This window comes from Staphylococcus sp. HMSC055C03 (genome assembly GCF_001809385.1).
Lineage (GTDB): Bacteria > Bacillota > Bacilli > Staphylococcales > Staphylococcaceae > Staphylococcus > Staphylococcus simulans.
On record NZ_KV797505.1, the window covers coordinates 14234 to 36941 of the forward strand.

At 37.3% G+C, this 22708-nt stretch carries 17 protein-coding genes and 1 pseudogene; 13 read left to right on the forward strand and 5 right to left on the reverse strand.

Annotated elements, in window-relative coordinates; genetic code table 11:
• Positions 1-43: 43 nt before the first annotated feature.
• Both HMPREF2603_RS09175 and HMPREF2603_RS09180 read right to left on the reverse strand, forming a co-directional pair.
• Positions 44-244 carry a hypothetical protein gene (locus tag HMPREF2603_RS09175; protein WP_057510301.1) on the reverse strand — a complete coding sequence of 67 codons (201 nt, stop codon included), beginning with the start codon at positions 242-244 and terminating at the stop codon, positions 44-46.
• A gap of 219 nt (positions 245-463) precedes the next feature.
• A complete protein-coding gene (locus HMPREF2603_RS09180) occupies positions 464-1588 on the reverse strand; it encodes a hypothetical protein (protein ID WP_060804087.1) in 1125 nt (374 codons plus the stop codon).
• Positions 1589-1763: 175 nt separating this feature from the next.
• On the opposite strand from HMPREF2603_RS09180, the gene HMPREF2603_RS09185 reads away from it, so the two are divergent.
• A complete protein-coding gene (locus HMPREF2603_RS09185) occupies positions 1764-1955 on the forward strand; it encodes a hypothetical protein (protein ID WP_002480054.1) in 192 nt (63 codons plus the stop codon).
• A 103-nt stretch (positions 1956-2058) separates the two neighbouring features.
• Here the strand turns inward: HMPREF2603_RS09185 and HMPREF2603_RS09190 are convergent, their stop codons facing one another.
• A complete protein-coding gene (locus HMPREF2603_RS09190; protein WP_002480053.1) occupies positions 2059-2763 on the reverse strand; it encodes an SDR family oxidoreductase in 705 nt (234 codons plus the stop codon).
• Positions 2764-3097: 334 nt separating this feature from the next.
• Here HMPREF2603_RS09190 and HMPREF2603_RS09195 point away from each other — a divergent pair, with 334 nt between their 5' ends.
• The 10 genes and pseudogenes from HMPREF2603_RS09195 (at position 3098) to HMPREF2603_RS09240 (ending at position 15992) form a co-directional block, all read left to right on the forward strand.
• Positions 3098-4696 (forward strand): FMN-binding glutamate synthase family protein, encoded by a 1599-nt coding sequence (locus HMPREF2603_RS09195; protein ID WP_060804088.1) that lies wholly within the window; start codon positions 3098-3100, stop codon positions 4694-4696.
• Positions 4697-4992: 296 nt separating this feature from the next.
• Entirely contained in the window at positions 4993-6453 is a 1461-nt protein-coding gene (locus HMPREF2603_RS09200; RefSeq protein ID WP_060804089.1) for an MDR family MFS transporter, read from the forward strand.
• A gap of 203 nt (positions 6454-6656) precedes the next feature.
• On the forward strand, positions 6657-7445 hold the full coding sequence (locus HMPREF2603_RS09205; protein WP_060804090.1) for a putative hydro-lyase: 789 nt from the start codon (positions 6657-6659) through the stop codon (positions 7443-7445).
• An 85-nt stretch (positions 7446-7530) separates the two neighbouring features.
• Positions 7531-7833: a hypothetical protein gene (locus tag HMPREF2603_RS09210; RefSeq protein ID WP_060804091.1), complete on the forward strand. Its 303-nt coding sequence runs from the start codon at positions 7531-7533 to the stop codon at positions 7831-7833.
• Positions 7830-8338 (forward strand): annotated as a pseudogene (locus HMPREF2603_RS09215) (DUF4411 family protein). The gene HMPREF2603_RS09210 and the pseudogene HMPREF2603_RS09215 overlap by 4 nt, the downstream one beginning before the upstream one ends.
• Before the next feature lie 321 nt (positions 8339-8659).
• The gene (gene ald, locus HMPREF2603_RS09220; protein ID WP_060804092.1) at positions 8660-9778 is read left to right on the forward strand and encodes an alanine dehydrogenase; all 1119 of its coding nucleotides are present in this window, start codon (positions 8660-8662) and stop codon (positions 9776-9778) included.
• Positions 9779-9820: 42 nt separating this feature from the next.
• A complete protein-coding gene (gene tdcB, locus HMPREF2603_RS09225) occupies positions 9821-10861 on the forward strand; it encodes a bifunctional threonine ammonia-lyase/L-serine ammonia-lyase TdcB (protein WP_002480046.1) in 1041 nt (346 codons plus the stop codon).
• 30 nt (positions 10862-10891) lie between these two features.
• Positions 10892-12214, forward strand: coding sequence for an APC family permease (locus HMPREF2603_RS09230; RefSeq protein WP_060804093.1), 1323 nt, complete (start codon positions 10892-10894; stop codon positions 12212-12214).
• A gap of 340 nt (positions 12215-12554) precedes the next feature.
• Positions 12555-14489, forward strand: a complete 1935-nt coding sequence (locus tag HMPREF2603_RS09235; protein WP_060804098.1) for a catalase — start codon at positions 12555-12557, stop codon at positions 14487-14489.
• A gap of 243 nt (positions 14490-14732) precedes the next feature.
• On the forward strand, positions 14733-15992 hold the full coding sequence (locus tag HMPREF2603_RS09240) for an anaerobic C4-dicarboxylate transporter family protein (protein ID WP_373879066.1): 1260 nt from the start codon (positions 14733-14735) through the stop codon (positions 15990-15992).
• A gap of 62 nt (positions 15993-16054) precedes the next feature.
• Here the strand turns inward: HMPREF2603_RS09240 and HMPREF2603_RS09245 are convergent, their stop codons facing one another.
• Together HMPREF2603_RS09245 and HMPREF2603_RS09250 are read right to left on the reverse strand one after the other, a co-directional pair.
• Complete coding sequence (locus tag HMPREF2603_RS09245) at positions 16055-16306, reverse strand: DNA glycosylase family protein (RefSeq protein ID WP_060804095.1); 252 nt, start codon at positions 16304-16306, stop codon at positions 16055-16057.
• Positions 16307-16360: 54 nt separating this feature from the next.
• Positions 16361-17083 (reverse strand): AlkA N-terminal domain-containing protein, encoded by a 723-nt coding sequence (locus HMPREF2603_RS09250; protein WP_060804096.1) that lies wholly within the window; start codon positions 17081-17083, stop codon positions 16361-16363.
• 237 nt (positions 17084-17320) lie between these two features.
• Between HMPREF2603_RS09250 and HMPREF2603_RS09255 the strand changes: the two genes are divergently transcribed.
• Positions 17321-18580, forward strand: coding sequence for a putative glycoside hydrolase (locus HMPREF2603_RS09255; RefSeq protein WP_373879039.1), 1260 nt, complete (start codon positions 17321-17323; stop codon positions 18578-18580).
• 398 nt (positions 18581-18978) lie between these two features.
• A partial coding sequence (locus HMPREF2603_RS09260; RefSeq protein WP_148130337.1) for a YSIRK-type signal peptide-containing protein occupies positions 18979-22708 on the forward strand: 3730 nt, incomplete at its 3' end.

Here is a 22708-nt window from a genome sequence, read left to right on the forward strand (position 1 = left end):
CGACAGCTTTCATGTGTTGAATCAAGTTCTTTTATCGTTAATATTATGCTTCACTTTGTTTATTTGATGCATAGTCATAAAGTTTAATAATTGTTTTGAATTTCACATCTTCGAGCTTTGTTTTCTTATTTCTTAAATCTTGAACAGTTTGATAGGGAACACCTGAAGCTTTTGAGATTTTATAGCCGCTTTCAGCTTCAAATAATTTTTCAATATCTTCTTTAATTTGTTTGATGACTGTCATAGTTAAGCTCCTTTTATTTTTTGTGTCGCGCTTTGAATGTAAGTGTAATTCTACTTACTTCACTGACAGTGTATTACGATATAATGCGTTATCCAATTGAAATTATAAAGTAAAAGGTTGAATAAAGTTTAAGGTTTGAGTTGAAAAATACCTTATAAAGCTTGTACTTTTCAGTATTGGCTTTATAAGGTATTTATGATTGTGTTATCTTATATCGCTTTATCTTCGGTATTGATTGAAATCAATGACATTACCAGAAGATTTATGATTTTGTTCTTGTGTTTTTGTTTGAGGTTTACTGTGCAGTTCTTCTAAGAACTGATCTAACTCTTCTTGAGATGTGACTTTACCATCTATAATCGCATTCATAACTTTCGCATCGTCACTATCTTGATTTAAGTCGAACATTTCTTTAAACATTTCACGCATGTCTTCATCTTTGCCCGCTTCCACAAACGCAGAAATCGCAGTATCGATATCTTCATCTTCATTAATCGGCAGGCTATTCAATTTTTGATACTTTTCAATTTCTTCTAATAATTCACGATCCGCTTCATCAAGGAAGTCTAATGGATTCAAATCATTCTCTTCGAAGTAGTCCTCTAAATCTTCAAAGATATCCATCGGCATATAAAGTATTTCATAGTCATCTTGCACTTGAATGAAGAAAGTTTTCATACTTAAGGCATCAAGATGCGTGTAAGGAATAACGTTGCTTTCTTCAGCGATGAAGTACGCAATTAAATTCAATTCTTTTTGCGTGAGACGTTTGAACATTAATGAAGTTTTGTTTGTAAATTTATCTTGAATTAAATCAACGATGTCACTTTTGCTTCCTTTAGAAAAGCCGGTAATTTTAAATTCACGACAGATTTGTTTTAATTCTTCAGTATTGTATCTCTCTAGTAAGTCAGCAAGTTGGAAATCTTCATAATCTCTACGTGCTTGTGTTATTTCACGCATTTCATGAATGGCTTCTTCTTCATCATCATCTAATGGTGGAATAGAGTCATATTTATGGTTGAGTACGTGGCTATTGAAGTTGTTTAAAAACTCAGTTTCTACAAAATAAGAGTTTTTCTCAATTTCATAAACGAAATCTGTTCTTCTTAATATTTTTAATTCATCGGCTTTGTCTTCTGAAATGATTGTGACTTCAGGATGATACTTCAAGATAGATTCTAAGACTTGTCTTTCTTTTAACGTCGTATACTTTCCATAATCCGTACAGATTTCTTGAACAGACATTTTCTCTGCATCATCTATTTTATAATCAGCATTATGGAATTCGATGGCTTCGGCTAATTCGATATATTTATGTTTTTGCTCTTCCAAGTAATTCATGTGCGTCACCCCGTGCATTGTAAGATTGTATTATATCTATTCTATACCAATCTTTCCCTTAAAACGAATATTTTAAAGATTAAATGGATTGATCTTTAATTATAGAAATTCTACATAGGATTCAACACCAAGTTGTGATACATTAAACTAAATAACAATGTGAAGGAGTACCGCAATGGATACGACAGCTTTGATTTATGTCATTATTATTTTTATCAGCTTTATCGTCACAAACATGATTTCGAATCGCTTCATTAAAAACCGTTCTAATACAGGTTTATACTTGTTGAAACGTGTCGGTATTTTCATGGGTGTATATCTGGTCTTATTTAGTATTTATTTTATCTTGTTTAAACCGGAAATTTAAAGTAAAGGTATGCGTTGAATATAGATCCAACTTATATGTTTATATATGTAAAAAGTCAGGCATGTTGCCTGACTTTCATTGTTTAAAGCTGTTTAGTTGTATATTAAACAGGGCGTACTGTAATTTCATTCACATTGACATGACTAGGTTGTGTTAACGCATAGACTACCGCATTTGCGATATCTTTAGGTTCTAACATTTTACGTGAACCCCAATCTGTATCACTAGTCATAGCTGTGTCGACCATACCTGGTGAAATGCTGGTAGAACGAATGCCTGTTTTTGCGAGTTCTTTTTCTAAACCTTGTGTAATCGCATGGACAGCTGCTTTTGTAGCGCTGTATAACGCGCTTGATTTTGTCACTTCAAAGCCCGAAATTGAAGCGATGTTAACGATATGACCGCTTTGTTGTTGTTGGAAGTGCGGCATGACCGCATTGATTGCGTATAATGTACCTTTAAGGTTTACATCAATCATATCGTCCCAAGCTTGTACTTCACCTTCTGTAATCGCAGACGATTTCATTTGACCTGCACTGTTGACTAAAATATCGACTTTCCCGAATTCTTCTACAGCTTGTTGTACTGCACGATCAATATCTTCACGGTTTGTGACATCAGCGCTGATAATTTCATAGTTTTTTGCGCCTGCTTTACGTAATTCAGTTGAAACTTGGTCTAGTTTCTTTTCATCACGAGCAACAAGCACTACAGTTGCGCCTTCATTTGAAAGCTTTAAGGCAATGCCTTTCCCGATACCGCTGCTTGCGCCTGTAATGACTGCCACTTTCTTATTCAATTCTGTCATAAGTAAATCCGCCTTTCTCTCTCTTATTTACACTTATATTGATTTATTCCCTTTTTCTACTTAAGGTAAAGATAATAGCCGACATCTTCAGTATATACAAGGCGGCTTATGAATGCGAAAATTGAAGCAAAATGATAGAATATTAACGGCTTTTCTCATCCTTTCAGCAATATTGCATCAAAAATGTAAACGTTTTCTAAATGACTGATGAAACACGACGGAATTTGGTATACAATGGGATTACATTTAAAATTTAGTGCAATTTCAGCAGAGTGGGCTGCTGGGAATTGAAGTAATACATGATAAGCAGAGAAATAGAGAGAGGGGAACTATAATGTTATTGCTTACGATTCTTCAATTCATTATCAACATCTTAATTGCGCTTGTCGTAATAGGACTGTTGGTGACTGGATTAGTATTGTTATTTAAAGATAAACGGCAACAACAACACAGTGTGTTGCGTAACTATCCTGTGTTGGCGCGTGTACGTTATTTCTTCGAAAAGATCGGACCAGAGTTGCGTCAATATTTATTCTCAGAGGACACGAAAGGGAAACCATTTTCACGTAGTCAATATACAGACATCGTGAAAGCTGGTAAATACAAATCACGCATGACGAGCTTCGGAACGCAGACAGATTACGAAACAGGCTTCTTTATTCAAAACACGATGTTTCCAAAACAAGCAACGGAAATGCGTATTGATCAATCGACTTTAATTTCAACGTTTGTCTATAAGGTTGATAACGAACGCTTATTTGATCGAGAAGAACATCGAGACCCTGAAAAGGTTGACCCTTATTATCTGTCGGATGAGGATGCGATTGTTTTAGGAGAGGATTTAAAATATCCATATAAAGTGAAACGTTTAGTAGGACAATCTGGTATGAGTTACGGTGCACTAGGTAAAAATGCGATTACCGCATTATCTATGGGATTAGGACGTGCAGGTACATGGATGAATACCGGTGAAGGCGGCTTATCTGACCACCATCGTAAAGGCGGCGGTGATATTATCTTCCAAATCGGACCCGGTTTATTCGGTGTACGTAAAGCCAATGGTGAGTTTGACTTAGAGAAGTTTAAACAAAAGGCAGCTATCGACCAAGTGAAAGCCTTTGAAGTAAAGTTAGCACAAGGGGCTAAAACACGTGGCGGTCATATGGAAGGCGCGAAGGTAACAGAAGAAATTGCGAAAATCAGAAGTGTTGAACCTGGTAAAACGATTAATTCACCGAATCGCTTTGAATTCATTCATAATTACGATGATTTATTAGATTGGATTATGGATTTGAAAGAAGCGGCACAAAAACCAGTAGGCTTCAAGATTGTGGTGAGTCATGTCGATGAAATTGAAGACTTAGTCAGAACGATGAAACAACGTCAACAATATCCAAGCTTCATCACAATTGATGGTGGTGAAGGGGGTACAGGTGCGACGTATCAAGAATTACAAGATAGCGTCGGCTTACCATTATTCACAGCCTTACCGATTGTGACAGGCATGTTAGAGAAGTATGGTATTCGCGATAAAATGAAAATCTTCGCATCAGGTAAATTGGTGACACCTGATAAAATTGCGATTGCGCTCGGTCTCGGTGCAGACTTAGTCAATGTCGCACGTGGTATGATGATCAGTGTCGGCTGTATTATGAGTCAACAATGTCACTTGAACACATGTCCAGTCGGTGTGGCGACGACAAATCCTAAGTTAGAACGTGGTTTGTTTGTGAACGAAAAGAACTATCGTGTCACAAATTACATCACAAGTTTACATGAAGGACTATTCAACTTAGCAGCGGCTGTCGGTGTCGAAAGTCCGACAGAAATTACGCAAGATCATTTAATCCTTAAAAATCCGAACGGCAACTTACAGTCGATTTATGATTATAAATTAAAATTAGTCGATACAAATCAAAAAGTATCTGTATAAATGTTATTCAAGCTCTCACTTTGATGCGTGAGAGCTTTTTTTAATGTCTATAATTAGTTGTTGATGTCGAGTTAAGCTACAAAACACCCATGATGTAGATAGAATAGCTGGTTTTGGTGTGGGATAATTTTCAATGCGACATTCATCAAGTATAAGTAAACAGTTCATTTAAGCGCTGTATTTTTACGCACATTTAAACAACAATTAAATGTAATTCAACTTTAGTGTGGTATGATTTAGTGCGTTATAAACATAGGTTGAGAAAATAGAGGAAGAAAAGGAAGAGGAGATGAAGTATGACACTCAAAACCAAATTATGGATGATTTTTACAATGTTGCTTGGCGGGTTCTTTGGAATTTTGAATGAAACCTTACTTGCGACAGCGTTACCAAGTATTATGAAAGATTTTAATATTGAATATACACAAGTTCAGTGGCTGACAACAGGATTCTTACTGACAAACGGTATTGTGATTCCATTGTCAGCGATGGTAATTCAGCGCTTTAGTACACGACAAGTGTTCCTGACATCCATTTTAATCTTTTTAGCAGGTACACTGGTTGCGGGCTTTAGTCCGAACTTCACTGTATTATTAATTGCGCGTATTATACAAGCACTAGGTTCAGGTATTATGATGCCGTTAATGATGACAACGATTTTAGATGTCTTTGAACCTCAAGAACGTGGTAAATATATGGGGATTTTCGGTTTAGTGATTGGCTTAGCACCGGCCATTGGTCCAACGTTATCAGGATATATAGTTGAGTATTCACACTGGCGTTCATTATTCCACGTAGTAACACCGATTGCGGCAATCACATTCCTAATGAGTTTGAAACTTATTAAGAACGTAGGTACGACAAGTAAAGTACCAATTGATATTTTATCTATTGCCTTATCTGTTGTAGGGTTTGGCGGATTATTATATGGTACAAGTTCTATCGCACGTGACGGTTGGGATGACCCGATTGTTCTAACAACGATTATTGGCGGCATTGTGTTAGTGGTACTCTTTATCATCAGACAATTACGTTTAGAAACACCATTGCTGGATTTCAGAGTGTTTAAACAAGGTCAATTTGCGGTCGGCATTGTTATTATGGCCTTTACAATGATTGCGATGATTGGTTCTGAAACGGTATTACCGATCTTTATTCAAAATATTATGGGCAAACCTGCTTTAGAATCTGGCTTAGCATTATTACCAGGTGCGATTGTGATGGGGATTATGTCTGTAGTATCAGGTATCCTTTATGAGAAATTCGGCGCTAAAATTTTAGCCTTTATCGGTATGGGTATCGTGGTTGTGACGACAACTTATTTTGTCTTTATGGACGCTAAAACATCGTTAGTAATGTTAACAACAGTGTATGCGATTCGTATGATCGGTATTGCGTTAGGTTTAATGCCTTTAATGACACATACGATGAACGAATTACCGCAGAAAATGAATGCGCATGGTTCTTCTATGACGAACACTATGCAACAAATTTCAGCTTCTATCGGTACAGCGATTCTCTTTACAATTATGAGTCACTTCGCGAAAATCTTTAAACCAGATATGGCAGATTATCAAGGACTTAAACCAGAAGTGATGCAAGCGCAAATTGCACAAGATGCGATGTTGAACGGTTATCACGCAGCATTCTGGTTCACAGTAATTATTGCGGTTATCGCATTCTTAAGTGTGTTCTTATTAAAAAGCCAAAAGAAAGTGAAACATCCTAAAACTCAAGAATCAAATACAACTGCATAATACAAAGTCACTAAATAAAAATCAGCATCTCCGCTATGGAAGTGCTGATTTTTTCTGTTCTAAAATTCTTTTAAAGTAGCTGAAAAACATGGTCATGATAGTGTGGGTAATAGGTGTACAATTGAATGTTCTTTAACACATGTTTAAGTATTTTTGATAAACTAGTAGAAATACCATTTTTTAAACAAAGGGGATGTTTATACATGGCAAATTTACAAAATGTGGAACCAGAAGCATTAAGACAAATGATACATAATAAAGAAGTAACGGGGCATACAAGTGGAATGGCTAAGGGGTACATTCAAGCGAATGTGGTTATTCTACCTTCAAAATATGCTTATGATTTCTTGAAATTCTGTTTTAAAAATCCAAAAACGTGTCCGCTATTAGATGTATCTGAAGTAGGGGAAGTTAACTTTTCAAAGTATGGTAAAAATGCGGATATTACGACAGAAGTAGGGGCTTATCGTGTATATGAAAATGGTGAATTAATAGAGACACCGTCTGATATCAAGCATCGATTTAATGACGATATGGTCAGCTTTTTAATTGGATGTAGTTTTACGTTTGAACATGCGTTGTTAGACGCGGGTATTCCATTACGTCATCTAGAAGAAGGACATAACGTACCGATGTATATTACAAATATACCAGCTGAATCTGCTGGTCGTTTTGACGGAAATATTACTGTAAGTATGCGTCCGATGACTATGAAAGATGCGATTCGTGCGACTGAGATTACGACACACTTTAAAAATGTTCACGGCACGCCTATCCATATCGGAGATCCTTCAGCGATCGGTATCAAAGATTTAAATCAAACAGACTTTGGGGAGCCGGTACAAATAAAAGAAAATGAAGTCCCGGTCTTTTGGGGATGTGGTGTGACACCGCAATCTGTAGCTTTAGACGCTAAGCCTGAATTGATCATCACACATGCGCCTGGACATATGTTTATTACAGATGTTAAGGATAGTGAACTAAGTGATTGAGGTGTGATTTTTGCACACTAAACGTTAATTTCATTTAAAAAAGACGTGATATAAATAATTAAATCCAATAGAGGAGGCAACGCTGATGGTTAAACGTGTTTCAATAAATACAAAAGTTTTGAACGCCTATATCAATGAATCTAGCCTCCCTCTCTCTGTAATTCAAAAGAAAGTTGAAAAGATAGAAAACATCATGCGCGGAGAGGTACAACCAACTTTTAACCAACTCGTTACAATTGCAAAAACAATTCACGTTCCAGCAGGTTTATTAGTGCTAAATGAAAAAATAAACCTTCCAAAAGAGAAGTTAGAATTTCGGGTAATCAGCTCTAATGATATAGGGGCTAAAAGTGAAGAACTTAAAGCAACCATTCAAGAGATAAAATGAAAAAATATATTCTTGACTCCAATATTTATATTAACTTTTATGACCGCTATTATAAGTATGATTATTTTCCAAGCTTTTGGAAAAATTCACCTTCAATCCTAAATAAACAAGTGATTATTCCTAATATTGTTTTAAAAGAAAACTATCAAGATCCTTGGTTTAAAAAGTGGCTAACTAACAATTATAGTTGTGAAACTTTAAATCATAGTGATTACTTTGACGAGTGGCAATTCATTTTAACGCATATACAAGAGAGTGACTTTTATAAAAATGACGCAATTTCTGGAATGGGAAAAGGATGGGGAGATGTAAGTATTGCCGACCCTTGGTTAATCGCAATCGCTAAAGAGAAGGCTATACTATAGTGACTAACGAAAATAGAAATGTTAACTTATCCACTTCTCAACCTAGTAAAGCATCAAAAATTCCATATATATGTGATGACTTGAATATTGAATGTATCGATATGAATCAATTTTTTAAAGAAATTAGTTTGAGTATATAAATTACCTTGGCGAAAGTCAGGGTTTTTTTATGCCTGCATTAACACTCACTTCATGCTTCCCTCATAGTAATTTTTAAAATAATAGAATTATTTTACGATATAAAAGTGATTATACAAATTGTGACATTTTAGGTTTAACATTATAGATTATGTTTGTCACAAATGATATGTAAGCGTTTACTATAAAAGGATGACAAATTACTAAAATATTCTGATTATGTTTAAAAATAGAATTATTTATAAAACGTCTAATAATTAGTTTGCCTTTATTGTATATAAGTGTTAAATTGAATGTGAAAATATTCACAAGGAGAGATGAACATGGAAATCGGTATCATTAAAGAACTTAAACCAGGTGAAGGACGTGTGGCTTGCACCCCAGAAAATGTGAAGAAACTTGTATTAGATGGGCACCGTGTCCTTGTTGAACATAATGCAGGTACAGGCTCTGGATTTGATGACGCACAATATGAGAAAGCAGGCGGCTTTATTGTGAATCATGAAGAAGCATGGCAAGCGAATTTGATTGTCAAAGTAAAAGAACCGGATGCGAAAGAATTCCAATTCTTCAAACCAGGACAAGTCATCTGGGGCTTCCAACATTTAGCATCATCTAAAGAAACCGTAGAGGCAATGCAAGAAGCGGGTGTTACCGCAATCGGCGGCGAAACGATTGTGAAAGATGGACAAGCACCTTTACTTGCGCCGATGAGTGCCATTGCTGGACGTCGTTCTATGTTGATGGGCGCATATTATTTAGAAAAGCAACATCAAGGTGAAGGTATATTAATTTCAGGTATTGATGCGATTGACGGTATTCCTTCTGGTAAAGTCGTTATCTTCGGCGGCGGATCAGCTGCGGTCAATGCGGCTACAATTGGCCTAGGCTTACAAGCATCAGTTTCAATTATCGAATTAAATGATGACCGTATCTCATGGCTTAAAGATCACTTCAAAGGTCAAGACGTTACAGTTATTAAATCTAATGAAGAAAACCTCGCAAAAGAAATTAAGACAGCGGATGTCTTTATTTCAACAATTCTTATCCCCGGTTCTAAACCACCAAAACTCGTTACACGTAACATGATTCAATCTATGAAAGAAGGTTCAGTCGTTGTAGATATTGCGATTGACCAAGGCGGTACAGTTGAAGGTATCCGTCCAACTACGATTGACAATCCAGTTTATGTTGAAGACGGTGTTGTCTTCTATGCAGTACCAAACCAACCCGGTGCTGTACCACGTACTTCTACTATGGCACTTGCTTTAGGCAATATCGAATACTTACAAGAAATCAGCAATAAAGGCATCGAACAAGCGATTAAAGATAATCCTGTACTTGCGACAGGTGTCAATATTTATAAAGGTCATGTGACGAATGAAGGACTTGCACAATCTCATGACTTATCCTACGAGGAGTTAAACAAGTTAATGAATTAAGCGAAATAATTACCCTATATAAAGAGAAATGGAGAGAGCGAAATGACAGTAAACAGTACAGTAATGCAAACGGAGAAATATTGTAATATTCAAGACATTAAAGAAGCGAAAATGATGATTCGTGATTACGTGCGTAAAACACCGCTAATCCAATCCATGTTCTTAAGTAATGATATCACTGGCGGAGATGTTTATTTGAAATTAGAAAACATGCAGTTCACGGGTTCATTCAAATATCGTGGTGCCTTGAATAAAATTTTACATCTGACAGAAGAACAAAAAGAAAAAGGTATCATTACCGCGTCAGCTGGGAACCATGCACAAGGACTTGCGCTGACCGGTAAGTTATTAGGTATTAAAGCGACTGTGATTATGCCAGAAGAAGCACCTATCGCTAAACAAGAAGCTACCAGAGGTTATGGTGCAGAAGTCATATTGAAAGGAGAGACATTCAATGATTCTCGCCTCTATATGGAACAGCTTGCGAAAGAAACGGGCAAAACGATTGTTCATCCTTACGATGACAATGAAGTAATGGCTGGACAAGGCACAATCGGACTTGAAATTTTAGACAGTATTTGGAACGTCAACACAGTGATTGTACCTGTTGGGGGTGGCGGTTTGATTTCAGGTGTTGCGACCGCATTAAAATCATTCAACCCGTCTATCCATGTCATTGGCGTACAAGCAGAGAATGTGCATGGTATGGCAGAATCTGTGAAACAAGGTAAGATTACGTCACAATTTACTGCACATACCATTGCGGACGGTACAGAAGTCGCAATTCCAGGTGAAAAAACGTATGAGGTCGCAGATAAATTGGTTGATGAATTTATCTTAGTGACTGAAGATGAGATTTCTAATGCGATGCGTCACTTAATGCAACGCGCAAAAATTATCACAGAAGGAGCCGGTGCGTTACCGACAGCAGCAATTCTAAGCGGTAAAATTGATCCGAAATGGTTGAAAAACAAAACAACAGTCGCACTCGTGTCTGGTGGAAACGTCGATTTAACACGCGTGTCACATATTATTGATACATTACTCGAACCTGCCGATACTAGTGAAGGTGTAGTAGGTTAACCGAAATAAGACAGAACGGAGGTAAACCTGATGAGTAGTGATAAAGCCTTAAAGAAAAATATAGGTTTCTTTGCTGCACTTTCTCTCGTTATGGGTTCGGTAATCGGTGCTGGCGTCTTCTTCAAAGTTTCCAGTGTCACTGAAGTGACCGGCTCAACGAGTATGGCAATGTTAGTTTGGTTCCTTGGAGGATTGATTACCATTTGTGCAGGTTTGACAGGTGCTGAGTTAGCAGCTGCCATCCCTGAAACAGGTGGTCTGACAAAATATATCGAATATACGTATGGCAACTTCTGGGGATTCTTATCTGGATGGGCACAAGGATTCATCTATTTTCCCGCAAACGTAGCCGCACTGGCGATTATATTCGGTACGCAAATTATCAACTTGTTTCATCTTAACATTATTTATTTAGTGCCTATCGCTGTTATGAGTGCGTTAACATTGTTGTTAATCAACTTATTAGGATCAAAGGCAGGCGGATTACTCCAGTCTATTACGTTGGTAATTAAATTAATCCCAATTGCGATGATTGTATTATTCGGCTTCTTCCAAAGCAGCGAAGTATCATTCTCTTTATTCCCAGTGGTGAATGGTACAAGTTCTGGTTGGTTTGAAGCGATTGGAAGCGGCTTGCTTGCGACAATGTTCGCATACGACGGATGGATTCATGTCGGTAATATTGCCGGGGAAATGAAAAATCCTAAGAAAGATTTACCTGGCGCAATTGCTTTAGGTATTGGCTTAATTATGGTTGTGTATTTATTAATCAACGCAACGTTCTTAATGACCTTGCCGATTGAACATATCGTAGGTAACTTAAATGCCGCAAGTGATGCTTCAACTATTCTATTCGGCGCAAGCGGCGGCAAGATTATCACTATCGGTATTTTGATTTCTGTGTACGGTACCATGAACGGTTATACGATGACAGGCATGAGGATTCCTTATGCGATGGCACAAATCGATCAATTACCATTTAAACGCGCATTCTTAAGCTTAACGCCATCAGATACACCTTGGTTAGGCGGTGTCATTCAATTGGTTATCGCTACAATAATGATGTTGTTAGGTGCGTTTGATACGATTACGAACATGTTGATTTTCGTTATTTGGACATTCTATTGTATGGCTTTCCTAGCGGTCATACTTTTACGCAAACGAGAACCTGAATTACAACGACCTTACCGTGTGCCGTTGTACCCAGTGATTCCAATCATTGCCTTAGCGGCAGGTATATTCGTATTAATTAATACATTAATTACACAACCTGTACTGGCAATCATCGGGATTGTCGTGACCTTAGCAGGAATTCCAATTTATTATTATAAGAAAGCACAAGTAAAGTCATAAGTTAGTATTCTAAAATTCATTCACCCTCTATATTTATACCTTTCAAATTAAAGAAGGAAGTCTTTCATGGTCAGCGTCATGAAGTGACTTCCTTTTTGTTTCTATCACTAAAAAAGGATTTTGAACTAATAGTAAAACATACCGTGTTAAACATGTGAATACGATTGTAAATTTTTATAAATTTTGTATTAAAATTATCTCCAAAAACAAAAAGTGTTTTGTTTAAAATGAAACGGGAAACTCATAATTAGGACTTAATATATAGGAGGTTATTTGTGTGGCTAAAAACAAAAAGCAAGAACAATTAGACCAATTCAGAAAAAGTCATGAAGGCGAGCCGATGACGACGAATAATGGAACAAAAGTCAGTGAAGATGAATTAACACTCACAGCAGGTGAAAGAGGACCGAGTCTATTAGAAGATTTTCATTTCCGTGAGAAAATTATGCATTTTGACCATGAACGAATTCCTGAACGTGTCGTTCACGCACGTGGTTTTGGTGCACATGGTGAATTCCAAGTTTATGAAGATTTATCTGAGTATACTTCAGCAGACTTCCTCACAAACCCTGACAAAGTGACACCTGTCTTTGTACGTATTTCAACGGTACAAGGTTCAAAAGGTTCACCAGATACAGTCAGAGACGTACGTGGCTTTGCGACGAAATTCTATACAGATGAAGGTATCTTTGACTTAGTAGGTAACGATATTCCTGTATTCTTTATTCAAGACGCAATCAAATTCCCTGATTTAATTCATGCGGTTAAACCTGAACCCGATACAGAAACACCACAAGGTGGTACAGCACACGATACATTCTGGGACTTCTTCGCAGAAAATCCAGAAACTTCACATACTGCAGTATGGGCAATGAGTGACCGTGGTATTCCTAAGAATATTAGACAAATTGAAGGCTTCGGTGTACATACGTACCGTTTAGTCAATGCACAAGGTGAAGCATTCTTCGTGAAATTCCATTGGAGACCAGTTCACGGATTAGAATCTCTTGTATGGGATGAAGCGCAAATCTTACAAGGTAAAGATATCGACTTCCACCGTAAAGATTTACATGAATCTATTGAAAAAGGTGACTATCCAGCTTGGGAACTTGGTTTACAAATCTTAAGAGAAGACCAAGAATTCGACTTTGATTTCGACTTATTAGATCCGACAAAAATTTGGCCAGAAGATGAAGTGCCAGTTAAAGTCGTTGGTAAAATGACATTGAACCGAAATGTAGATAATGTCTTTGATGAAATCGAACAAGTCGCATTCCACCCAGGTCATGTCGTACCAGGTATCGACTTCTCAAATGACCCATTACTACAAGGACGTCTATTCTCTTACACAGATACACAAATCTCACGTTTAGGCGGACCAAACTTCAACCAAATTCCAATCAACCGTCCTGTGAATAAAGTACGTAACAACCAACGTGATGCGATGCATCAAATGAACATTCATGAAGGTCAAACGTCTTATCATAAGAATGCTTTAGAAGGCAATTGCCCATTCACAAGTTCAAAAGCAGAAGGCGGTTATGTACACTATCCTGAAAAAGTAGAAGGACACAAAATCCGTAAACGCAGTGACAGTTTCAAAGATTACTATTCACAAGCGAAACTATATCTGAACAGTTTAACAAAATCTGAATTTGACCATACAGTGGATGGCTTCTCATTTGAAATCGGTAAATGTAAAAGCATGGATGTGCGTCAACGTGCAGTGAATCAATTAAATAAAATTGATCGTGAATTAGCTGAACGTGTCGCAGACAATGTGGGTGTACAAGTACCAGAAGAAAATGAAGAAGTAAAATCAGATAAGAAAGACAGTCAATTGACTATGGAAAAATATGACCGTCCATTACCAGGTCACTCAGTGGCAGTATTAGTGAACGGTGATATTGACGCAGAAACATTGAAAAATTATGCGAAAACATTCGCAGAGCATGGTTTAAACTATGCGTTTGTCGGCAAGCAACAAAAAGACTTGTCTGATGAGATTTCAATCAATGAAACGTATGATACAGCACATGCGACATTATTCGACAGCTTAGTCATCTTGTCAGATGGCAATGGTTTAATTCCAGATGCTGAAGAGTTTGCGGCGTTATCTTATAAGCATAAGAAACCAATTATCTTTAATGAAGCGGCTTCTAAAGACTTACAAGATGGTAAAGTGAAATTAGATGCGCCTGGTATCTTTGTATCAGATGATCCACAAACAATTGTGAAAGCATTTGATCAAGTACGTTATTGGGATAGAGCATAGTATTCAATATTTAAAGCCTTGGCTACGTGCCAGGGCTTTTTTTCATACATATTTATAAGTTGTTATTTTAGAAAATTGTATTCACTAAACTTTCATATTTTAGTAATTTTGACTTACCAAATTGTGACGCAATCGTGATAAACTGGACTATGTTATCTTTTTCACAATATAGAGATGCTAAAGTGAGGAGTTAAAATGTTTCTATTTATCACAGAAATTATTATCATGATTCTGGCCATACTGATGGGGTTACGGCTGGCAGGTGCGCTGGGTTGCGGTATCTTCGCAATTGTGGCACAGCTGATCATGATTTTTATCTTTGGTCTGCCGCCAGGTTCAGCACCTGTTACAGCGGTATTGATTATTTTATCCATTGGGATTGCGGGTGGAACCTTACAAGCTACAGGTGGTATTGATTACTTAGTTTACCTTGCTTCTAAAGTGATTGAGCGCTATCCGAAATCTATCATCTTTATCGCACCCATGATTGTCTTTATTTTTGTCTTCGGTATCGGGACAACAAATATTGCCTTATCACTAGAACCGATTATCGCTAAAACTGCGACACGTGCAGGGATTCAACCGAAACGTCCATTAACAGCATCTGTGTTAACGGCTAACTTAGCATTATTATGTAGTCCAGCAGCTTCTGCGACGGCTTATATTATTGCGACATTGGCAGTGACAGGTGTCACGATGGGCAAATACCTATCTATCGTTATGCCGACAGCGATTATTAGTATGTTAGCACTGAGTGTTTATTGTACAGTAGTCGGAAGCTGTCGTAAGATGAATCCTAGCCAATTTGCGACAGATATTATGGAAGATATTGAAGCACAGCCGCTACAAACGAAATTTTCGCCTCGTGTGAAATTAGGTGTTTTGGTCTTTTTATTAGGGGTTGGGTTAATTTTAATGTTCGGTATTTTCTCAGATTTAGTACCGACATTTAAAGTCAATGGAGAAACAGTTAAACTTGAAACGACTGAAATTGTGCAGCTCTTTATGTATATGAGTGCCGCAATCAACTTAGTCTTAGTTAAATTAAATACGAGAGATATTTTGGATAGTCATATTACACAATCTGCGATTGGGGCATTATTCGCAGTACTTGGACCTGGTTGGCTTGGTGCGACGATTTTCACTGCCCCTGGCAATAAAAAAATTATGACAGAACAAATCGGCGGTGTGATTCAACAAGTGCCTTGGCTTGTGATTATATTAGTCTCACTCGTTACGATTGTGGTGATTTCACAATCAGCGACAGCATCTATTATGTTGCCGATTCTGATGAGTATGGGTGTGCCGCCGATGTACTTTATTGCGATGGCGCAAACTTTAAATGTTAACTTCGTCATTCCAGCACAACCAACGTTATTATTTGCGGTAGATTTAGATGAAACGAAACAAACGAAACCAACCAGCTTTATATTACCTGGCTTCTTTGCGATTACAGTTTCTGTGATTGTCGGATTTAGTATTAAAGCATTGCTTGGTTATTAATTCATAAAAGAAACGTCCTCCAATTTGAGTATTTTTCAAAGTGGAGGACGTTTTTGTATCATTTATTTCCATAAATTCATAACCGCATAACTGCGCATTGGACGCCAAGCTTCAGCGAGAGCTAACCGGCCTTTTGAAGTTTCGGCTTCTTCTGAATCAGGATATAAAGCTTTCATAGCTTTGATGACACCAATGTCAGATTCTAAGAAAGCATCAGGATATCCTAAAGCACGCATACCAATCGCATGTGCAGTCCAAGGGCCGATCCCTTTGATAGCTAATAAACGTTTCATTTCAACTTCAATTTGAGTCATGATTTCTGTATCTATCTGTTTATCTTTCCATATTGGGTAAGGTTTGAGCTGAATTTATCCATTAACTAATGCACGAGCAATGGCTTCAATGGTTGAAGCACGTCTGCCTGTAATACCAAGTGGTCCTAAAACATCGCTGATACCTTTACCGCCTTCTAGACTATTAGCTTTACCTGCCGCAATGAGTGTCTCTGCAGATGGGAAGAAAGCAGATAAACCAGGTAAATCTAAGACAAAGGGAGTTCCTAAGGCATGAACTAAACGACCGGCTAGCGTCGTCGCAGCTTGTACCGTAATTTGTTGTCCTAATACTGTACGTACACTGACCTCAAAACCATCAAAGCCACCTGGCATTCTGGTACTTGAATCCATCCATGAAGCCTTCAATACTTCTCTTGATGCTTGTGGAGGATAATCTAAATCGAAGAGATGACGTATGCGTGTAATGATTTGAGATAACACAGGATAGAGGCTCGCACTGAAGGTGAGTGCTAAAGCATTTTGTTCATCATCTTGTGTAACCGCAATCCAACCTTTAAATGTATGTGATTCAGATCGAAGTAGTGCTGTACGGTAATACGTATCATCACATACAGACTCCACGCCTGGAATTGCCCGTCGATCTAAGAATTGAAGTAGTGTTTCAAATGCATAGGGTGGTTGGTAATAAAGGTGAAGGTGTAAGGTTTGATGATACCAACTGTCATCGACTTCTGTCAGGTTATATTCTGGTAATTGATTATAGAAATGTGTGAGTGTAGTCAATTTTAGCCGCATAATCATTCTCCTAAATAACGTATTATTCTTCTATACCCATATACACAAGTGAATTAAAGGTGTGTTGTTTCATCAATAAATGCGTGATGAAATCAATTTTCGCTAGATTTTAAATAGAAACAGGAATTTCATTGCCAACTATCAACGATTTCGTTAAGCTAGAATAGTGATGATAGTTTATTATTTTTGTTCATGAAATGTATAAAATAATTATAACTGTTGATTTATGATGAAGGGATGACGATAAAATTGATGAAACGCGTGCTGACTATAGCTGCAGCGAGTACTTTGATCCTTACAGCATGCGGTAATAATGATTCAACTTCAAAGAATGACAACAAGTCCGCAGAACATCAACAATCAGAGAAGCATAACGATAATAAAAATAAAATTAAATACCCTAAAGAAGGGGTTAAAGGAATTTATGTGACACCTGGGACCCTTCAAGGTGAACGTTTTGATGAATTAATCAAAATGATTAACGATACAGATTTGAACGCTATGGTGATTGATGTTAAAGACGATACAGGTAATATTACCATGGACTTGAATTCAGATAATAAACTGATTCAAAAGAATACAACTGAAATGGTCAACCTTAAAAAATTAATGAAGACGTTAGAGAAGAACAATGTCTATCCGATTGCCAGAGTTGTAACGTTTAAAGATGCACGTGCAGCGGAAGCCCACCCAGATTGGTCATTTAAAGAGAAGAATGGCGAAGTTTGGGAAAGTGATGGCGGTGATAAATTCTTAAATCCATTCAAAAAAGAAGTCAGAGATTATAATATTGATGTCGCAAAAGCAGCAGCAAAGGCTGGATTTAGAGAAGTACAATTCGACTATGTACGCTTCCCAGAAGGCTTTGAAAATATGGACAAAGATTTAGTATATTCTAATGGTAAATATAAAGGCGATGATATGGATAATACACAACAACGTGTTGATAGTATTACGCAGTTCTTAAAATCAGCGCGTAAAGAAATTCATCCTTTAGATGCGCAAATCTCTGCAGACGTCTTTGGTTACTCTGCGACAGTAGAAGAAGCACCGGGTATTGGTCAAAGTTTCCCTAAAATTGCGGAGAATGTAGATGTGATTTCTTCTATGATATATCCATCACATTGGAGCCCTGGTGACTTTGGGATTGAGCATCCTGACTTAGAACCTTATAACACAGTAGACAAGTACTTAGAGAAAGAATCAGATGTATTGAAGAAAGCAGACCATAAACCGAAAACACGTCCTTGGCTGCAAGATTTCACTGCGAGTTATTTAGGTGCAGGGAATTATAAGAGTTATGATGCAGAAGCGGTGTCTGACCAAATTCAAGCATTACGTGACCACGGTATCAATGAATTCTTACTTTGGGATGCTTCAAATGAATATACTCAAGGTGTGAACTATTCACCGGATAAAAGTGAAAAAGCTAAAGAAAAAGAAAATGAAGATAAGCAAGAGAAAGAAGATAATCAAGACAAAAAAGATCATCAATAAAATTAAAGAACTGGACTTTCTTTTAATGGAAGGTTCAGTTCTTTTTATGCTAATTTAAGAAACTGATGATGAATATTTCTTATACATAAAATTAATAACTATGAGATGTGCGTAGAAAAGTCATATAGATTATTTTGAGATAGTATACACGAATTAAAGAGAAATTTTAAGAACATATTAATTTGTGATACAAAATATTGTCAAAAATTGAGGCTGAAAATGGATTAATTAGAAATTTGAGTGAAATTAGATGGGCAAACACGAACAAATTCACTAAAAATTAAATTTTGCTATACTAAATGGTACAAAACTTTGCTATAATGAGTCGAATGTGAGAGAAAAACAAACATTTTGAAACATTATTATTTTATGTACAAAAGTACTAAACGGAGGACATCATGAAAAAATCAGGCAACAAGCGTTTAGACTTCTTACCGAATATTCATAATAAATATTCAATTCGTAAGTTTACAGTCGGTACAGCTTCTATTTTACTTGGAACTACTTTATTGTTCGGCGCAAGCCGTGACGCAGAAGCAGCAGAAACTGATGCACAACAAGCAGAGGAACCTGCCGAACACGGAGCAGATCAAGCAGCTCCAGCTGAGGCACCTGTTGTAAACCAAGAAACTCAAACGCAACAAACAACACCAGAAGTTTCAACAGCACAGCCAGCAAACGAATCAAATCAAGCAGCTGCAACATCAGAAGCAAAACCTTCAGATAATACAGCACAAGTAGCACCTACAAATAAAGAAAGTGTTCAAGTAGAAAAAGTAGAAAAAGCAGAGGCAACTTCACAAACTGAATCGACGCCTAAAGCTGACACAACGATAAAAGAAACAGCACCATCTAATGAAGTAAAAACTACAGAAACAGCACAAGTAAACACTGTTCCTGAAAGTACAGTAGATTACTCAAGCTTAAACGATGGCGCAAAAGCACCTGTTGAATTTGTAGAACAATATTTACACTCATCAGATAAAGAAGGATTAGTCCGTAATCTATTATCTGAAACATATAAGGCACAAGATGTAGAAGGCATCTTAAGTAAGTTAAATGTTGATTATAATGCAGTATCAGCAGAAGATTTATTCCAAGATATCCTACGTGCAGGCATTGAGTATGCCAATGAACAAACATCTAAATATACAGTGTATGCGGTGCGTGCAGCTGGTGAATATACTTCTAATGAGAATACTTATGCTATGCGTTCATTATCAGAAGCTACTGAAAGCACAACTTATCCATATGGAAGTCCTGAAACCACTTCTAATGTGGATTTACCAAAAGGCGGAACAGCTACAGAAATTATTGGTGCCTTAAAAGCGTCAATTCAAGTTCCTTCAACTGGTATAACAGTGACTGGTAAGGGTCAAACATATATTGGACACAAACCAGCAACATATAAATTTACAGCCACACCAAATAAACAAGCGAATGCTATGGACTTTACCGTGGAATATCATGCGACTGCTGGAACAGGTAACCACGCCATTGATTTCGCAGGATTAAATCTCGGTTCAGCTTACAATAGAACGTCTACTTTTTCATATGATTATATTCAAGTGGGATCGCAAAGTAGAAGTAGTTCCCCCGTTCTTCATGGTAATTTAAAAATAGCTGCAACTAGACCAGGTTATCCAACAGGTTACACTTTAGATCACGCTCATGCATTGACAGATCAAATAATTCAAGGTGGTGGATACGGTAAATTAACATTTAGAGTTCCTGTAAATAATTGGAATGGTGATTTAAGTGTAAGTGCAATTCCAATCATGTACTCGGAATCAACACCATACGCAGATACACCTGATCCCTTCTCTACAGATAACTATTTCTATGGCAAAAGTGAAGTTATACTGGATGCTAATCCGGATATCAATATTAATCAAAAAGATGAAATTGTCAATGAGCCTACTAGCTTTAAAGATGTGTATGTGACTACAAAAGATTTACCAGTTGGACAACAACGTATTAAAAATGAAGGTAAAAATGGTTTAGTACAATATAACGAAATCAATATTTACTATAAAGGTAAGTTGATTGGTAAAACAAGAGATGAAGGTAGAGTTATAGAACAACCGATTGATCGAGTGATTGAATTAGGTGTTGGTAATGCAGAAAATCCTACCAATAATACAATCTTACCTCCTATTCTTGATCCTAAATTGTCAGGTGCAAATCAAGTAACAGGTGAAACTACACCGGATGCTAATGTAACTATTACAGTTGGTTTGACTCAATATCAAACAACTGCTGATGGCAACGGTAAGTTTACACAAACATTAAATGTACCGTTAAAAGAGGGAGAAGTTATTTCAGCGACTGCTACATTAAACGGTAAAACAAGTTTACCAGGGAAAACCATCGTTCCTAGAGATGGACGTACACCTGAACTTGCTTATTCTAGCTTGAAAACAGAACAAAATGGTCAACCAGGTACTTTAGTAACAATTACTAATAAAGCAACTGGTGAAAAACTTGGTGAATTCTTTGTTCCAGATGGTGCGAAAGGTGAGAAAGGCGACAAAGGTGACAAGGGGGACAAAGGAGCCAAAGGTGATAAAGGTCTTCAAGGTTTACCAGGATTAGATGGATTAGACGGTAGAGATGGTTTAGATGGTAGAAATGGTCAAGATGGAAAATCTGTATATATTAGGACAGCAGTGCAAAATCCAAACGGGGATACAGTTATTACTTTTAGTGATGGAAGAGTAGTAACTATTCCAAAAGGTGATAAAGGTGAAAAAGGTGATCCAGGCACTAGTATAACTATAGACAAAATTAATACATTACCAGATGGTACCAAAGAAGTCATTTTCAGCGATGGTAAATCCATTATTCTTCCAAAAGGTGATAAGGGAGATAAAGGAGATAAAGATGATTCATTAAGAGTAAACAGTTATACAATAACTCCTGAAGGAACCATTGTTAAGTTTAGTGATGGATTTGAAGCGCTAATTCCATCTGGGCCAAAAGGGGATACGGGTGCCACAGGTGCAACCGGAGCACAAGGCGCGAAAGGTGAAACAGGCGCAACAGGAGCCGCAGGTAAAGACGCCGCACCATTAACGGTAACTGGTGAGACAAAAGATGCAGCTGGCAACACAGTCGTTCACTTCAGTGATAACTCAACAGCTACTATCTCTAAAGGGGATAAAGGTGAAACAGGAGCAACTGGTGTGAAAGGTGAAGATGGCAAATCTATCACAATCACATCAACAGAATCGCAAGCGAATGGTGATATCAAAGTCAACTTTAGCGATGGCAAATCCATCGTAGTACCAAAAGGTGCTAAGGGAGATAAAGGAGAAGATGCTGCACCATTGAAAGTGACTGGCGAAGCTAAAGATGGTCAAGGCAATACTGTTGTTAGCTTCAGTGATGGATCACATGTAACCATTTCTAAAGGGGATAAAGGTGATACAGGAGCAACTGGTGCGGACGGTAAGTCTGTCGAGGTTAAAACAATGACGAAATTACCTAATGGTGATACCCAAGTTACATTCACTGATCAAAATTCAATAGTAATACCAAAAGGTGATAAAGGTGATATTGGTCCTAAAGGAGATTCAATTAGTATTAAAAATCAAACCAAATTGCCTAATGGTGATACACAAGTTACATTTAGTGACGGTACTACTGTTATGCTACCTAAAGGAGAAGAAGGTAAGTCAATAGATATAAAATCAATAGTTCCTAATCAAAATGGTACAATGATAATCTTTACAAATGGAAGTAGAATATTCGTTAGAAACGGAGAACCAGGAAAAGATGGTATAAATGGTAGAGATGGCATAAATGGCGTAGATGGTATAGATGGTATAGATGGTAGAGATGGCATAAATGGTAAATCAGTTAAAATTGATTCTAGTGAAACTTTACCTAATGGTGATATCAAAGTAAACTTTAGCGATGGAAAATCTATCGTAGTACCAAAAGGTGCTAAGGGAGATAAAGGAGAAGATGCTGCGCCGTTAACAGTAGTTAAAGAAACAAAAGATGCGGCCGGCAACACAGTAGTACACTTCAGTGACGGTTCACAAGCCACAATTTCTAAAGGTGACAAAGGTGATACGGGTGCCACAGGTGCAACCGGAGCACAGGGTGCGAAAGGTGAAGATG

Excerpts from the sequence above, each read along its gene's own strand:
- HMPREF2603_RS09175 (WP_057510301.1), bottom strand. The coding sequence starts at position 244 with ATGACAGTCATCAAACAAATTAAAGAAGATATTGAAAAATTATTTGAA.
- HMPREF2603_RS09180 (WP_060804087.1), bottom strand. The coding sequence starts at position 1,588 with ATGAATTACTTGGAAGAGCAAAAACATAAATATATCGAATTAGCCGAA.
- HMPREF2603_RS09185 (WP_002480054.1), top strand. The coding sequence starts at position 1,764 with ATGGATACGACAGCTTTGATTTATGTCATTATTATTTTTATCAGCTTT.
- HMPREF2603_RS09190 (WP_002480053.1), bottom strand. The coding sequence starts at position 2,763 with ATGACAGAATTGAATAAGAAAGTGGCAGTCATTACAGGCGCAAGCAGC.
- HMPREF2603_RS09195 (WP_060804088.1), top strand. The coding sequence starts at position 3,098 with ATGTTATTGCTTACGATTCTTCAATTCATTATCAACATCTTAATTGCG.
- HMPREF2603_RS09200 (WP_060804089.1), top strand. The coding sequence starts at position 4,993 with ATGACACTCAAAACCAAATTATGGATGATTTTTACAATGTTGCTTGGC.
- HMPREF2603_RS09205 (WP_060804090.1), top strand. The coding sequence starts at position 6,657 with ATGGCAAATTTACAAAATGTGGAACCAGAAGCATTAAGACAAATGATA.
- HMPREF2603_RS09210 (WP_060804091.1), top strand. The coding sequence starts at position 7,531 with ATGGTTAAACGTGTTTCAATAAATACAAAAGTTTTGAACGCCTATATC.
- ald (WP_060804092.1), top strand. The coding sequence starts at position 8,660 with ATGGAAATCGGTATCATTAAAGAACTTAAACCAGGTGAAGGACGTGTG.
- tdcB (WP_002480046.1), top strand. The coding sequence starts at position 9,821 with ATGACAGTAAACAGTACAGTAATGCAAACGGAGAAATATTGTAATATT.
- HMPREF2603_RS09230 (WP_060804093.1), top strand. The coding sequence starts at position 10,892 with ATGAGTAGTGATAAAGCCTTAAAGAAAAATATAGGTTTCTTTGCTGCA.
- HMPREF2603_RS09235 (WP_060804098.1), top strand. The coding sequence starts at position 12,555 with ATGACGACGAATAATGGAACAAAAGTCAGTGAAGATGAATTAACACTC.
- HMPREF2603_RS09240 (WP_373879066.1), top strand. The coding sequence starts at position 14,733 with ATGGGGTTACGGCTGGCAGGTGCGCTGGGTTGCGGTATCTTCGCAATT.
- HMPREF2603_RS09245 (WP_060804095.1), bottom strand. The coding sequence starts at position 16,306 with ATGACTCAAATTGAAGTTGAAATGAAACGTTTATTAGCTATCAAAGGG.
- HMPREF2603_RS09250 (WP_060804096.1), bottom strand. The coding sequence starts at position 17,083 with ATGCGGCTAAAATTGACTACACTCACACATTTCTATAATCAATTACCA.
- HMPREF2603_RS09255 (WP_373879039.1), top strand. The coding sequence starts at position 17,321 with ATGACGATAAAATTGATGAAACGCGTGCTGACTATAGCTGCAGCGAGT.